The 15,145-nt window shown below is 69.4% G+C and carries 11 protein-coding genes and 1 pseudogene; 7 read left to right on the top strand and 5 right to left on the bottom strand.

Annotation, left to right across the window (positions count from 1 at the left end):
- Nucleotides 1-123 precede the first annotated feature (123 nt).
- From AOK01_RS09325 to AOK01_RS09305, 5 genes are all read right to left on the bottom strand, one after another.
- On the bottom strand, nt 124-2,493 hold the full coding sequence (locus AOK01_RS09325) for a ricin-type beta-trefoil lectin domain protein (RefSeq protein WP_425424729.1): 2,370 nt from the start codon (nt 2,491-2,493) through the stop codon (nt 124-126).
- Between the two features lie 771 nt (nt 2,494-3,264).
- Nucleotides 3,265-3,846 (bottom strand): hypothetical protein, encoded by a 582-nt coding sequence (locus AOK01_RS09320; protein ID WP_055510393.1) that lies wholly within the window; start codon nt 3,844-3,846, stop codon nt 3,265-3,267.
- Nucleotides 3,847-4,048: 202 nt separating this feature from the next.
- Complete coding sequence (locus tag AOK01_RS09315) at nt 4,049-4,615, bottom strand: hypothetical protein (protein WP_055510390.1); 567 nt, start codon at nt 4,613-4,615, stop codon at nt 4,049-4,051.
- Nucleotides 4,616-4,692: 77 nt separating this feature from the next.
- Nucleotides 4,693-5,316, bottom strand: coding sequence for an NADPH-dependent F420 reductase (locus tag AOK01_RS09310; RefSeq protein WP_055510388.1), 624 nt, complete (start codon nt 5,314-5,316; stop codon nt 4,693-4,695).
- A 189-nt stretch (nt 5,317-5,505) separates the two neighbouring features.
- Nucleotides 5,506-6,240: an SDR family NAD(P)-dependent oxidoreductase gene (locus AOK01_RS09305; protein WP_055510386.1), complete on the bottom strand. Its 735-nt coding sequence runs from the start codon at nt 6,238-6,240 to the stop codon at nt 5,506-5,508.
- 138 nt (nt 6,241-6,378) lie between these two features.
- Between AOK01_RS09305 and AOK01_RS09300 the strand changes: the two genes are divergently transcribed.
- The 7 genes and pseudogenes from AOK01_RS09300 to AOK01_RS09265 all read left to right on the top strand — a co-directional run bounded on the left by AOK01_RS09300 (nt 6,379) and on the right by AOK01_RS09265 (nt 15,103).
- Nucleotides 6,379-6,996: a TetR/AcrR family transcriptional regulator gene (locus AOK01_RS09300; RefSeq protein WP_055510384.1), complete on the top strand. Its 618-nt coding sequence runs from the start codon at nt 6,379-6,381 to the stop codon at nt 6,994-6,996.
- A gap of 352 nt (nt 6,997-7,348) precedes the next feature.
- Nucleotides 7,349-7,420 (top strand): annotated as a pseudogene (locus tag AOK01_RS46290) (hypothetical protein); the annotation flags it as partial.
- Between the two features lie 156 nt (nt 7,421-7,576).
- Nucleotides 7,577-8,392 (top strand): alpha/beta hydrolase, encoded by an 816-nt coding sequence (locus tag AOK01_RS09290; protein ID WP_055510380.1) that lies wholly within the window; start codon nt 7,577-7,579, stop codon nt 8,390-8,392.
- Nucleotides 8,389-9,219 carry an SDR family NAD(P)-dependent oxidoreductase gene (locus tag AOK01_RS09285; protein WP_079103283.1) on the top strand — a complete coding sequence of 277 codons (831 nt, stop codon included), beginning with the start codon at nt 8,389-8,391 and terminating at the stop codon, nt 9,217-9,219. The genes AOK01_RS09290 and AOK01_RS09285 overlap by 4 nt, the downstream gene beginning before the upstream one ends.
- Before the next feature lie 81 nt (nt 9,220-9,300).
- Nucleotides 9,301-10,320 carry an alpha/beta fold hydrolase gene (locus AOK01_RS09280; protein ID WP_245702185.1) on the top strand — a complete coding sequence of 340 codons (1,020 nt, stop codon included), beginning with the start codon at nt 9,301-9,303 and terminating at the stop codon, nt 10,318-10,320.
- Nucleotides 10,321-10,544: 224 nt separating this feature from the next.
- Nucleotides 10,545-11,360, top strand: coding sequence for an alpha/beta fold hydrolase (locus tag AOK01_RS09275; RefSeq protein WP_425424728.1), 816 nt, complete (start codon nt 10,545-10,547; stop codon nt 11,358-11,360).
- A 1,028-nt stretch (nt 11,361-12,388) separates the two neighbouring features.
- The gene (locus tag AOK01_RS09265; protein WP_055510376.1) at nt 12,389-15,103 is read left to right on the top strand and encodes an ATP-binding protein; all 2,715 of its coding nucleotides are present in this window, start codon (nt 12,389-12,391) and stop codon (nt 15,101-15,103) included.
- Nucleotides 15,104-15,145: the final 42 nt, after the last annotated feature.

The following is a 15,145-nucleotide window of genomic DNA, read 5'->3' as shown; positions in this document are numbered from 1 at the left end:
AACCGAGGCCGCGACAACAGATGAGCCAGGCCCGCCGGCCTGACCTGTCCCGGTACGCCGAGGGCCAGACATCCAGTCCTGTGGCCCTCGGCGCCGTGGAACGGTCATCTTTTGGTGAGGTCCCTACGGAAGGACCCACTTCTGATTCTGTTGGGTGTGGCAGGTCCACAGGTGGACGGGGGTTCCGTCATTCCATACGCCACCGGATACGTCGAGGCATTTGCCGGACTGTGGGTTGCGTAGGGTGCCGTCGGTCTGAGGCTGCCAGATCTGGGCTGCGGTGCCGTTGCAGGTGTAGAGCTGGACCTTTGTACCGTCAGCCGAGCCCGAGTTGTCGATGTCCAGGCACTTGCCGAGTGCACGTACGGTGCCGCCGGCGCCGAGCAGGGACCACTCCTGGGCGGCGGTGCTGTTGCAGGTCCACACCTGGACCTTCGTCCCGTCGGCCGTGTTGGCGTTGTCCACGTCCAGGCACTTGCCGTTGACGCCTTTCACCTCTCCGGTGCGGGACGGAGTGCCGGGGATCTGGTTCATGGTGTACCAGGCCTCGGTACTCCAGAGCTGCTTGCCTTCGCTTGAGTTGAAGGGGCGGGCCGAGCGTACGTGGACCACGCGGTTGGGCTTGAGGCCGGGGATGGCCAGAGTGACCGTCTTGCGGTCGCTGGAGACGGTGGCCGACTGGACGGTGAGCGTCTCCTCGTCGATCTTGGGACCGCCGTAGTCGGCCGTGGGTACGTAGCGCCACTGCTTGACCTTGTAGCGCGCGGCCAGGCCTGCGGCGGTCTCGTTCGATATCGGCTGGGTGTATTCGAGGGCGAAGCCGCCGGCGACGGCACGCATCTCGCGGATGTCGAAGGCGCTGGTGCCGTTCGGTGTCAGCTTCTGGAGGCCGTACTTGAGCTTGCCTTCCTGGCCCCAGTTGCCGTCTGCTCCGAGGCCACCGGCGTAGAGGGCGCCGTCGGGGCCGACACTGAGCCGGTTGACACCGACCTCCAGGCCCTGGGTGAGGCGGAACACGGCGCCCTGGTACTCGCCGTTGATCTTTTCGAGGTATCCGCGTTGGATGCCACCGTAGGTCACGTCGCCGAACAGCATCTGGCCGGCGAACGGCCCGTCATTCAGCTGCAACGGTGTGCTGGGGGAGTTGGCGATCTCGTTCTGCGGGAGCCACAGGACCGGCTTGGACACATTCTGGGAGTCGAAGGGGCCGGTGGGGTTGGTGTAGTGGTTGAAGAAGCGGTCCTGCTTGACGTGGACCAACTTCGACGAGGGCAGCCAGCCGCCCTGGTTGTCGGTGACGAAGATGTCGCCTTCCGGACCCCACCCGATTCCGTTGGGAGTGCGCAGACCACCGGCGACGTAGCTGACCGCCCCCGTTGCCTTGTTGACCTTTATCGTGGTGCCGCGGTTCGGTGCGGGTTGCGGATTCGTTGTCGCTCCGCCGTAGTTGATGGATACAGACAGGTTCAGGTAGAAGAACCCGTCCTTGTACAGCAGACCGAAGGCGAATTCGTGGAAGTTGCCGCCATAGGGCCAGGTGGCGACCCTGCGATAGGTGTCAGTGACCTCGTCGCCGTTGGTGTCGTTGAGCTCGGTCAGTTCGTGCTTCTGCGACACGTACAGCTTGCCGTCCACGTACTTGATGCCCATGGGCTCTTTGAGGCCCGAAGCCACCTTTTTGAACGTCACCTTGTCCGGTCCGGTGCTTCCGGTGACGTTGCTCAGAAGGTAGACCTCGCCGGTCGTGTTCTCCGAACCGCCCCAGGTGGCCACGGCGAGCCTGCCGTCGGGAAGCCAGTCCATGGCGGAGACCTGCGGTTGGAACCCGGTGGGCCGCAGGTCGGTCAGGGTGTAGTTCGGGTGTACGCCGGTCAGCGGCAGTCCATCGCCTGGTGAATCGCCGGCCAGTTCGCATTCCTTGCGTCCGGGAGCCGTGACCCGGACGACACCGGCGTCCGTGCTGAGCACCGAGTTGGGCACCACGGCGAAGTCGGAAGCGGAAGGGGGCTTCCACGCGAGGGTGACCTGCTGTCCGCCGTCCTTCTCGAAGTGGTCGATGCGGACCGAGTGGTATCCGGCCGTCAGGACAACGTTGCCGTCCTTGGGGTCGGCTCCATGCAGCCCGTCGTGGCTGATGACGAGCTTGTCGTCGATGTACAGCCGGGAGCCGTCGTCGCTGGTGAGCCGGAAGGAATAGGTCCCGGCGGTGGAGACGTTGAGATTGGCGGTGGTCTGTGAGACGAAGTTGGCGCTGAAACCGAAGTCCGCATCGGAGGACCAGTTGATCACCGGCATCAGCTTGTCGACGTTCGGTGTCTGGCCGGGTTTGAGATCGCACAGCTTCTCAAGCGGTACCTGCATGTCGAAGACGCGCAAGGTGACGCCTGGTTCCTGCGGGGGAAGCGCGTCGGCGGACCGGTCGGCCGGGGCAGCCGTGCCCGTGGGGGAGGACAGCCCGAGCGCCAGAAGCGAAGTGATGAACGTCGTGGCCAGGCGTCTGCCGAGCCGCTCGGACAACAGCCGTGGATACACGTAGCCTCCTGTTCGCTCCCCATAGCGCGGGGAACGCAGATGGACGAGTAGGGAGATCCACCGCTGCCGGTACGCGCCGTCGCACCGGATACGGAGAGTGGCGAACGCGGCGCGTGAGGTCTCGTGCGTCGCGACGGACACAGTAGGGACTTTCATCGAAGTCGTCCATACTCTGTCCTGACTGTGGCGAAAGACCGTCAACTACCCGGGCACGTACGGTGCTTGAACCAGCCGCAAACGGGCGCGGCCTCCGGCTCCCACCCTCTGTCGGTAGGCGCCACGAAGCGCGATGGGGAGCGGCGGTTGCGGGCGGAGGCCAGGAGTTCGTCGACGGGGACAGAACCGAGGCAGGCACGACTCCCAGGTGATCACGAGGTGCCGACTACTTGATCACCGAAATGCAAGTCTGTGCCTGCCCGTTCATCGTGCCTGGGTCGGCTCGCTGCTGTCCGGCCTCCCAAGACTGAGAACACCCGGTTCTGCTGGGCTGTCCAGCCGGGGTTGCCGATCCGCGCCGGGCGAAGGGCGGCCGTCATTCCCTCGCCTTCGTTCCTGCGCTCGCCGCCCACGTGGTACTGGCCGGCGCACGTGATCAACCCGCCGGCAGATCCACTGAACGACGTCGCCCTGGCCTACGACGTGAGGCGTCCGGCTCGACTCTGCCCGACGCATCAGCCGGTCGGGCCGGCGGTCCGAGGCGTCGACCGGACGGGGTGGGGTTCCTGGACCGCGTCACCGCCTGTCACTCTTTGCCTCGACGATGATGGTGCCTATGGCCGATTCCGGGCCGGGTCCCTCCGGGCGGTCGACCTTCCACCAACCCAACACGTCCTGGTACTCCGGCTGTGGGATCGCACGTCCTTCGGTGGTCATCAGGCGTCCCTGGTACGCCTGGGCGTAGCGTGCTCGAATCGAGTAGACGCCGATTTCGTCGGGGACAACGAGGTCGCACGACACATTTACCCACTGCGCCGGACCTGGGTTGTCTTCCGCCAGCGCCTCGACGCGCGTGCCGGCATTGACTGCTTTCAAGCCACCCCCGCTGCGCTGCTTGCCGTTCCATACCGACGCCTGGGCTCGGTCCTGGCCCGCCAGCCCAACGATCACCTGGTTGACGGCGTTGCCGCATCCCGGACAATCGTGCAGCACATCGAAACTGAGCTGGTGCGAACCGCCGCCCTTGACTGTCACCACGGCACCCTGGTCATCGATCTTCACGTTGCGGATCCTGAACCGCGACGGCTCCACCATTTCGGGACCGGGTGTGAGAGCAGTGGTTCGGTGGATATCGCTGTGGCTCGTCTTGTCGATCATGTGCCAAGTAAACAGGTGGCCACTGACAAGAGCCGGGCCTTCGACGAAGCTGTCACATCGGCATCAGGCACGGCCTCGTACACCGACCCCGGTCGCTGCTCTGCCCACCGCGCGGGAGACCCTTCGACCTGTGCTGACAGGAGTCGTGCACCCGGCCCGAGAAGCAACCGTCGTCCGGGCACGCTGCTCCGGCCGCCCGGCCTCAGGCCACCACTTCGCCCGTGCCGAAGGCAGCGGTCACCGCCTCGATGTCCACCTCGTCGATCCCGTCGAACATCACTGCCGGCCTTCGGCGACGGGGGGGAAGTCCGGCGTAGGCACGCAGGGCGTTCTGGGAGTCCGGCAGGCTGCGGTCGCGGAGTTGTCCCGCAACGGCTCGGCCGACCCAGGGGTGCTCCAAGTTGGCCAGAGCGTGCACCAACTGCTGTTGCGTGGCGGGCAGGTCGGCGTAGCAAGGCCGAGGGCTCTGAAGCGGTGCGGGAAAGAGCTCGACCAGGGCCGCTTCGGTGCGGCGCCCGTCCCGGTCCCGCTCGATGCGGGGCAGGCAGGCGGCGAGCGCGGCCTGCGGAACGCCCGTGCCGAGGGTGTGCAGAGTGGCCTCGATGTGGCCGTGGAAGTCGCCCGTGTTGTAGTCAGTGGCGGGTGTGGGGGCCGGGTTGGCTGCCGCGGCGGTGAGTTCGGCGACGGCGCGGTCCAGCAGCCCGGCGTCGAGTGGTCCGTCGCAGCTGCCGGCGATACGGACGAGCGCGGTGGCGGCGGCCCACCGCACCAGGCCGTCTTCACTCTCCAGATACCAGGCGCGCGCCGCCCCGTTCCGTCGACGACTCGGATCGGGGCGGGTGCGGCTCAGTCGAGGAATTCGGTGGTGCCGAGGGCGAAGTCCCAGTGCCCCACCCCGTGGCTGGCGAGGCCCACCGTGAGCAGGCCCGCTCCTTCCAGCCAATGCGCCATCTTCAGGTCGCCGACATCCAGCGGGCGCAGCCCGAGGCTCTTGACGAACACCCCGACGTCGGCCTTGGCCTGGGCACTGTCGCCGGCGATGAAGACGTCGGGCCGGCCGTTCTCCAGGACGTCACGGAAGACGGTGTTGAACGCCTTCACCACGGTGGCGCCGGCCGGGGCGACCTTGGCGACCTCCTGCGCGATCGAGGTCTCCTCGTGGTGGGCCAGCCCGTCGAACGTGGAATTGAAGGGGTTGCTGATGTCGACGATGAGCTTGCCCGCGAGGGCGTCTCCGTACCGGGCCACGGCCGGAACGACACCGTCGAACAACAGGGCCACGATGACGATGTCCCAGGCCGGGACCGCGCCCCACTCTCCCGTCGTCGCGCCGCCACCGAGGGCCTTGGCCAGGTCAGCGGCCTTGGACTGATCGCGACCCATGACCTCGACGGTGTTGCCGCCCGCTATCGCCCGCGCGCCGATGGTGCGGGCCATGTTCCCGGTGCCGATGATGCTGATGCTGCTCATACGGTGTGCCCTCTTTCTCGTTCTCAAGCTTTCGCGGTGGCTCGGCGCGTCGGCTGAGCTGCGCCTTCCAAGCGGATGCGCCTGCATGACAAGTGCCGCTGTTCCCGCCTGTGGCGGCGGCGTTGCTGCTGTCACACCCTCAAGAGCGCAGTACGACCGTGTTCTTGAGGGTGTGCTGGTGTGTGCTGGTCAGATGACGGTCGTGCCGCCGTCGGTGACGAGTTCGAGGCCGTTGACGTAGCTGGACTCGTCGGAGGCGAGGAAGAGCGCGACGCTTGCGATCTCTTCGGGGCGGCCCATCTTTCCGCGGGGGATCAGGGATTCGAAGGCCTTCTTGGTGGCCTCGTCGAACACTTCTTCCTGCTTGGCGGTGGAGACCTGGCCGGGGGTGAGCACGTTGACCCGGATCCGCCTGTCCTTGAGTTCGTTGAGCCATACGCGGGCCCAGGCCTGCTGTACGGCCTTGCTGCCCGCGTAGACGCTCCACCCGGGGAAGCCCCTGAGGGAGGCGTTCGATCCGGTCATGAAGATTGAGGCGCCGTCGTTGAGCAGCGGCAATGCCTTTTGCACGGTGAACAGGGTGCCGCGCGCGTTGAGCGAGAAGGCGCGGTGGAACTGCTCCTCGGTGATCTCGCCGAGCTTGCCCTGTTCGCCCATACCGGCGCTGGCCCACAGCACGTCGATCGAGCCCTTTTCCTTCTTGACCGTGTCGTACAGGCGGTCCAGGTCGTCCAGGTCGGCCGCGTCGCCCTGCACGGCGGTCACGTTCCGGCCGATCAGCTTGACGGCTTCGTCCAGTGCTTCCTGCCGCCGGGCCTGGATGAAGACGTGAGCTCCTTCGTCAACGAACAGTCGGGCGCCGGCCAGCGCCATGCCGGTCGATCCGCCGGTGATCACCGCTACCTTGCCATCGAGCTTTCCCATGATCACTCCATTGAACTGAGGGTATTCGGAACGGCTCGAACATTAAGTACACCGAGCTGTGTGCCTAACGTAGCGGGCAGTCGGCCGGGACGCAAGCTAGGTACACCGCTCGGTACCCGACTGGGGTAGACTGGGCGCATGACGGAGTTGGAGAAGGGTCCCCAAGGCCTACGTCGCGGCAGGGGCGCACGCGAGCGCATCATCAGCGCGTCGCAGCAGCTGTTCCGCGATCAGGGCATCAACCGCACCGGCATGGACCAACTGTGCGCGGTGGCCCAGGTGTCGAAGCGCACGGCATACCAGCACTTCACCAACAAGGACGAACTCGTCGCCGAATACCTGCGCCGGTTCGATCCCGGTGTCACGGCCGGAGTGTTCGACCGCACCGACCTGACTCCCCGTGAACGACTGCTTGCCGTCTTCGAGCCGCCCAGGGGAAAAGAGGGCCTCACCCCCCTGTGCCCCTACATCGCGGCGTCCGTCGAACTGCACGACCCCGAACACCCCGCGTCCCAATACGCACGCGACTACAAGTCGACCATCGCCGCGCGCCTGGCCGACACAGCCCGGGAAGCCGGCGCCGCCGACCCCGAACAACTCGGCGAACAACTCGCGCTGCTTCTCGACGGCGCCGCGGCCCGCACCCGGGTCCTCAACACCGAGTCCTTCCCCACGGCCGCAGCCATCGCCGCCGTCCTCATCGACAACGCCATCCCCACCACCGCCCGGGAGCGTGTGAATACGACGGTCGGGTAGCTCGGGGAGTGTGAGTCCCTCGGGCCGAGGCACGGGAGGGGCTCTTTCGGCACGAGGCAGGCTGCGGCGGGCCGGCACCCAGCGGTGGTGGGCGGGATCCGCGCTCACCGGCGGGACAGCCGCACCAGCGGTCTTCGAGAGCCGGCAGCTGGGGGTGGGCACCGGCTTGTGGGAGTACATCCTCGCTGGCCGGGCAGGCGTCGACCTCTCGCTGGACCGGTTCCACGAACTCTCGGCGCGCACGCCACCGACATGGTGCGGATCTCCGACGCGCGCATGAGCGGAACGGCATACGGGATCCGCGTACTCCACGTCAGCCTCAGAGTCGGCGGCAGAGGGCCCGCTCGGCCTGGTGCGCGACGGCGGCATCATCGTCCTCGACGCCCTCTCGGGCCGACTCGACATGGAGGTCGACGACGACGAGATGGAGCACCGACGGAAAGACCGGACGCCGCGCCGGGCTGCGCCCGCCCGTGGCTACGCGGCCCGACTGGGGTGCCACCCCGGTGCGAGAGCGCCGGGGTTTCCGGTTTCGTGTGCACATGCCGGGTCAGGACACCCACACAAGAGAGGCCCAGCCATGACCGTTCCGCTTCCCGTGGTCTTCGTCCACGGACTCTGGCTGCACAGCACCTCCTGGCGGCCCTGGATCGATCTGTTCCGCGACGAGGGCTACGACCCGTCCGCGCCCGGGTGGCCCGGCGACCCCGACACCGTCGAGGAGGCGCGCCAGAACCCGGAAAGCATCGCCGGCCACGGCATCGACGACGTCGTCGAGCACTACGCGGCCCTGATCGCGGCCCTGCCCGTGCGACCCATCGTGATCGGTCACTCGTTCGGTGGGATGATCGCGCAGAAGCTGCTCGGCCAGGACCGCGCCGCCGCGGCAGTCGCGATCGACGCCGCGCAGATCAAGGGCGTTCTGCCCCTGCCGCTGTCCGCGCTGAGGGCGACGTTCCCGGTCTTCAAGAACCCGGCCAACAAGCACCGGTCGGTCTCCCTGACCGCGGAGCAGTTCCGGTTCGCCTTCGGCAACGCCATCTCGGAGGAGGAATCGGCAGCCCTGTACGAGCGCTGGACCATCCCCGCGCCGGGCAAGCCGCTGTACGAGGCCGCCTCCGCCAACTTCAATCCTCACTCGCCGGCAAAGGTCGACACGGAGAACAGCGGACGCGGTCCGCTGCTGCTCATCTCCGGCGGCAAGGATCACACGGTGCCCGAGGCCGTCACCCGGGCCACTCTCAAGCAGTACCGGCATTCCGAAGCCGTCACCGACGTCACCAACTTTCCCGACCGCGGGCACTCCCTGACGATCGACGGCGGCTGGCGGGAGGTCGCGGACACCGTTCTCAGCTGGCTGCGGCAACAGGATCCGGACGCGGAGACCGGGCGATGAGCCCCCGTCCGCCCCAGGCAGCCGGAGGGGCCGGTGCCGACGCGGGCCTGGCCGAACGGATCGTGGTGGTCACCGGCGCCGGGCGCGGCATCGGGCTGGCCATCGTCGAGGCGTTCCTGGCAGCCGGCTCCCGAGTCGTCGCGGGATCGAGGGAACGTACCGAAGCCCTCGACGAGCACGTGAAGCAGGGCGCTGAACTCACCGTCGTGGAGGTCGACCTCGCGACGCCCGACGGTCCGGCGGCGCTGGTCGCCGAGGCCGTCGCGGTCCACGGCGGTGTCGATGTCCTGGTGAACAACGTGGGCGCGGTGCGGCCTCGGGTGGACGGCTTCCTCGGCGTGACGGACGAGGACTGGGACTGGACGTTCACGGTCAACTTCATGGCCGCCGTCCGCGCCACCCGGGCCGCCCTGCCGCACCTGCTCGCCACCGGCGCGGGACGTATCGTCACCGTCTCCTCGGTCAACGCCCGGCTGCCGGACCCGCTGGTCATCGACTACGGCGCGGCGAAGGCGGCGCTGACCAACTTCTGCAAGGCCCTGTCCAAGGAGGTGGGGCCACGCGGCGTGCGGGTGAACACCATCGGTCCCGGCCCGGTGGAGACCGCGCTGTGGCAGGGCGCCGGCGGTGTCGCCGCCACGGTCGGCCGGTTCCGGGGCGTCGATCCCCGGGAGGTGGCCCGCAGCGCGGCGGACCAGTCGGTGACCGGCCGCTTCACCCGGCCGTCCGAGATCGCCGAACTCGTGCTGTACCTCGCCGGTCCCCGGGCGGCGAACATCACCGGCGCCGACTTCGTCATCGACGGCGGCCTCGTCGAGTCCCTCTGACGGGCCCTCACGACGCGGCGGGCGCCGAGCCCGCCGCGCCTCGCTTTCCCTCGCTTCCCCTCGCATCCCTTGGAGAGATCAGTGAGACTCCGCCTGTCCAGAACCCGCCTTTCCAGGTCCCGTCGGCCCAGATCCCGCCGCCTGACGGCCGCGGTCTTCGCCCTGGCCGTCGCCCTCGGCTTGACCACCCTCACGGCCGCAGCACCCGACAAGGCCGTGGCGGCACCCGCGGAGCAGATACCCACCGGCTTCAGCGAACACAAGACCCACGTCGCCGGAATCGGCATCAACTACGTGATCGGCGGCCACGGCCCGACGCTGGTCCTCATCCACGGCTACCCTCAGACCTGGTACGAGTGGCACGGCATCATGCCCGCGCTCGCCGAGCACTACACCGTCATCGCGCCGGATCTGCCCGGCGCGGGCCGCAGCGACACCCCGGTGTCCGGCTACGACAAGAAGACCATGGCCGCCAAGCTGCACGCGCTCCTGGTGTCGCTCGGCAAGGACCAGGACGTGAACGTCGTCGGCCACGACATCGGCACGATGGTCGCCTACTCCTACGCCGCGCAGTACCCGCACAGCGTCAAGAAGCTCGTGCTCAGCGAGGCCCCGATCCCCGACCAGGGCATCTACGCGTTCCCGTCACTGACGGCCCAGGGCCCCGGAGTGTGGAACTTCGGCTTCTTCTCCTTGCAGACCGGTCTCCCGGAGAGCCTGATCCGGGGCCGCGAACTGACCTGGACGACCGGCTTCATGCGGGGCATCGCGGTGCACAAGGACGCCCTGACCCCGGAGGACCTCCAGGTCTTCTCCTCCTACCTGCGCGACTACGCACACCTGGAAGCGAGCTTCGCCTGGTTCCGGACATTCCCGCAGGACATCGCCGACAACGCGCGGTTCCGGAAGAAGCCCCTGACCATGCCGGTGCTGGCGATCGGCGCCTCCGGCAGCCTCGGTTCCTCGGTCGCGAAACAGGTGCGCCATTACGCCGCCCATGTCACCCCGGCCGTCATCCCCGACTCCGGGCACTGGATCTACGAGGAGCATCCGGAGGAGACGACCGACCTGCTGCTGCACTTCCTGGGCGGCCGGGGATGACGGCAGGAGCGGAACTGAGCCGGTTCTTCCCGACCGTTCTTCGTCGGCGACCGGCTCCACGACCTGGTGGCCGTACAGGTCGCGTACGGGCCGCGCGGATTCCGTACTGCTGTCCGGTGTGCTCGTCCCAGGGGGCGCGAAGAGAAGAAGAGACGAGGAGAACAGTCATGACAGACATCGAACCCGCCCGATTCCGCGAGGGCGGGCAACGTCACAGAAGGCTGATGCTCTCGGCGATGGTGGTCGGGACACTGCTCGCGGTCCCGGCCCTGTCCGCCGCCACGTCCGCCGGCTCGGTGGCGGCCCCGCACGCCGCGACGGCGTCCGCCACGCCGAGCACACCGAAGCCGACCGTGGTCCTGGTCCACGGTGCGTTCGCGGACTCGTCGAGCTGGGACGGGGTGACAGCGCGGCTTGAGCGTCAGGGTTACCCGGTGATCGGCGTCGCGAACCCGCTCCGCGGCCTGGCCGGCGACTCGGCCTACGTGTCCAGTGTTCTGGACACCGTTCCCGGACCGGTCGTCCTGGCCGGCCATTCCTACGGCGGCGCCGTCATCACCGACGCCGCGGCGGGCCACGCCGACGTCAAGGCCCTGGTCTACATCGCCGCGTTCGCCCCCGACCAGGGCGAGTCCGGCCTGGCGATCCTCGGACAGTACCCGGGCAGCCGGCTCCCGCCGGCGCTGACGGTCCGGGAGTTCCCGGGCGGACAGGACGCCTACGTCAACCCCGCCGATTTCCGCCAGGTCTTCGCGGCCGACGTGCCGGCAGGCAAGGCCCGGCTGATGGCGGCCGGGCAACGGCCGGTGGCGCTGGCCGCGTTCGCGGAACCCAGCAGCACGCCGGCATGGAAGACCATTCCCTCCTGGTTCCTGGTCGCAGGCGCAGACCAGGCCATCCCGCCGACTGCCGAGCGGGCCATGGCGCGTCGTGCGGGTTCGCACACCGAGGTGGTCCGCGGCGCCTCGCACGCGGTCCCCGTGTCACATCCCGGCGCCACCGCGCACGTCATCGAGGCCGCCGCCCGCGCCACCTCCTGACCTGGCGTCATCCGCGTTGCTCCGGCGGGGCCGCTCCACCTACGTGGTCCAGCCGATCCGCGAGAACGATGAGCACGCCGGCCCTGTCCGACCCGGTCCGCACAGCTCCCCGCGGCGGGCACGCCACCGACCGGCAATGACCCGCACGGCCGGGGGCGACGCCCCGCACGCCGTCCGCCTCACTCACCCCGGCGCCGGCACCGAGCTGACCCACCAACGCGCGAAGGGAAGCGGACACGCCGTATACATCACCGTCGGCCAGGAGAACTCCACCGACATCGAGCTGTACTACGAGGACCACGGCATTGGCCGCCAGCCGCTCGCCAGCCGCTCGCCAGCCGCTCGCCAGCCGCTCGCCTACCGTGGAGGTGATCGCCGGGGCGTGGTCGGCCAAGCCCCGCAGGAAGGGCAGGACCACCCTGCCCAACCCGTCGTCGTGATGCAGCGCTGCCCCGGGCGATCAGCCGCGGCGTGCGGTCGACCCGGCCACGATCGCAGTCGACAGAGGTCGCCTGGAGCGGACCGATCAGGTCGGTGCTGATCGTGCCGCTGAAGGGCTCGTCCTTGGGGAGGGTGATCCGCAGCGGGACGAAGGTGCGGAAGATTTCTTCCTGCCAGTGCTTCAGACACTCACCGCCGGACGTCGACAGCACCGAGAACACAATGCTCATGTCCACTTCCCCAGGTGTCACGACGCAGGCATCGACAAGCGACGCCCGGCCCGACATGCCCACCCCACCTGCCCCTGCCCCGGAGAACGCCGCGCTCCGTGCCGAACGTCTGCTGCGGGCCGCCGACTACGCCGTCGAGTTCGGGCGGCCGGAGTCCGTGTACTGCTTGCCCGACCACGCGCAGAGCATGACACTGTCACCGGGGCAGCATGCCACCGCGGTCTGGCTGCGCGGCAGTTTCGACGAGGGGCTGGGCGGCCATCCCGGTTCCGTGGTCTCGCTGACGGCGCTCGCCGAGAGCGTCGCGGCGGATGACCGGGCCCGCTCGGATCCGAGCGGCCGGTCGAAGGGACGAACGTGGATCTCGTCGGCCGGGAAGCCCAACTCGGGTTGCTGCGTGGCATCTTGTCCGAGGCGGGCAGTCGCGGGGCGGCGGTTCTGGTCCGCGGCGCACCGGGCATCGGCAAGACCTCGTTGCTCGCCGCGACCGGGGCACTGGCCGAGTCCCTGGGATTCCGAGTGTTACGCGCGGTGGGGGTCGAGGCCGAGAGCGACCTCCCCTTTGGCGGCCTCCACCAGCTTTTGCGACCGCTCGGACCCGCGCAGACGGAAGGCAGCGCGCCGCACCGGCTCGTACTGGCGGCCGCGCTCGGCCATGCCGAGGCCGAGGTGCCCGACGTCTTCATGGTGGGCCTCGCCGTGCTCGACCTCATAGCCGACGTCGCCGCGACCGCGCCGGTCCTGATCCTCACCGACGACATCCAGTGGCTCGATGACGCCACGGTCAGCGTCCTGGCCTTCATGGCGCGCCGGGTCGGCTCGGAGCCGGTCGTCATGGTCGGCGCCGCGCGGGACGGCTACCGGTCGCGGCTGACCCCCGACGAAGTCACCACCGTTCCGCTCGAACCGCTGTCCGACGACGACGCCGCGGCACTGCTGGCCGACCGGGCCCCCGGCCTGCGGCCGGCCGCGCGCCGCAGGCTGCTCGCGGCGGCGGCCGGGAACCCCCTCGCCCTGACCGAGTTGTCCCGCACCCTCGGCAAGGCGGCCGACCCGGACGAAACGCGCCTGCCGCTCACCGAACGGCTGGAGCGCGCGTTCACCGACCGGCTCGCGACGCTGCCGGCGGGCACGCGGACCATCCTGCGGGTCGCGGCCCTCGACAATGGTTCGACGCTCACCGAGATCTTCGCCGCGGCGCGGTTCCTGGCCGGTGATGCCGTGGGGATCGCCGAGCTCGAACCGGCGCTGCGTGCCGGGCTGGTCTCGGTCGACGGGATCGAACTGCGCTTCGGGCATCCGCTGATGCGCTCGGCGATCCAGCAGACGATGCCCACGGCCGAGCGGCAGGCCGCGCATGGCGCCCTCGCCTCGGTGCTCGACGACCACCCCGACCGTCACGCGCGGCATCGGGCCGCGGCGACCTCGGCCGCCGACGAGACCGTCGCCCAGGCACTGGAGGACGTCGCGCTCCGTGCCGCGCGCCGCGGGGCTGTCGCGGAGGCCGTCACGTCTCTCGAACACGCGGCGGCGCTCAGCGGCGATGCCGCCCGCCGCACCGAACGTCTGCTGCGGGCCGCCGACTACGCCGTCGAGCTCGGGCGGCCGGAGTCCGTGAACCGCCTGCTCGACCACGCGCAGAGCACGACACTGTCAGCGCGGCAGCATGCCACCGCGGTCTGGCTGCGCGGCAGTTTCGACGAGGGGCTGGGCGGCCATCCCGGTTCCGTGGTCTCGCTGACGGCGCTCGCCGAGAGCGTCGCGGCGGACGACCGGGCCCTGGCGCTGCGCATCCTGTGGAGTGCCGCGCAGTTGTGCTTCTGGTCCGAGCCAGGACCGGAGGCGCGACACCGGGTCCTGGACGCGGTCGAGGGAATGGCGCTGGACGACCTCGATCCCTGGCGGCTTGCCATCTGTGCCTACGCGGCGCCGGTCGAGCGCGGCGCGTTCGTCCTGAACGGGATCCGGGACATGACGCCGAACGACGGCGACGACGGCCGCGCCTACCGGATGCTGAGCACCGCCACGCTGCTGGCCGGCGGCTTCGACGCCGCGCGCGCCTTCGCCGCGTCCGGCAGCATCGGTCTGCGGGCTCAAGGCCGCCTGGGCCTGCTGGCGCGCACGGCCGGTGCGCAGGCCTGGTCCGACATCGTCGTCGGCGACCTCGGCGCGGCCATCTCGGCCACGGAGGAGGCACGCCGGCTGGCACGCGAGACGACCCAGACGATGATGTACGCCCTGATGACCGCCATCGGCGCGAAGCTCGCGGCGCTGCGCGGCGATGTCGACGACGCTCTGCGGCTCGCCGAGGAGGCCGAGGAGATCGGCCTGCCCGCGGGGGCACGTCCCGTGCTGGCGATCGCGCTGATCGCCCGCGGGACGGCCGCCCTGGCCGCAGGACGGTTCGAGGAGGCGCTGGACCACTTCCGGCGGGTACACGATCCCGCGGACCCCGCGTTCCAGATCGCGCTACGCCTCACCGCGGTCGGCGATCTCGTCGACGCGGCGGTGCACTGCGGGCGTGCGGAGAGCGTCGTGCCGATCGTGGCGGAGCTCGAAGACATCGCTGCCGTGACCCCGGCGCCGGTACTGCACGCCGAGCTGCGCCTGGCTCGCGCGCTCCTGAGCGACGACGACGCGGCCGAGGCGTTGTTCGACGCGGCGTTGGGGGCCGACCTGGCCGCCTGGCCTCTGATCCGGGCGCGAACCCACCTGGCCTTCGGGGAGTGGCTCCGGCGCCGGCGGCGGTCCGTGGAATCGCGGGACCACCTTCGGGTCGCACGGGACATGCTCGACGCGCTCGGCGCGATCCCATGGGGCGACAAGGCCCGCCGCGAACTGCGCGCGGCAGGCGAGACCAGTCGCCGCCGCGATCCGGACGCCCGCGACCAGCTGACGCCGCACGAGCTGCAGATAGTGCAACTGGCCGCCGAGGGGCTGACCAACCGAGAGATCGGCCGGCAGCTTTATCTTTCGCACCGCACTGTCAGCTCCCACCTGCACCGGATCTTCCCCAAACTCGGCGTCGTCTCCCGTACCGAGCTGCGGACGGTGGTCGGCGATCTGCGCTGACCACCGTCATGTGACGCTCGCTCGGTCCGTTGCGGCGCGCCT

This window comes from Streptomyces aurantiacus, assembly GCF_001418335.1.
Classification (GTDB): domain Bacteria; phylum Actinomycetota; class Actinomycetes; order Streptomycetales; family Streptomycetaceae; genus Streptomyces; species Streptomyces aurantiacus.
Note: the sequence above shows the minus strand (reverse complement) of the source record. Positions and strands in the feature narration are given on the sequence as shown.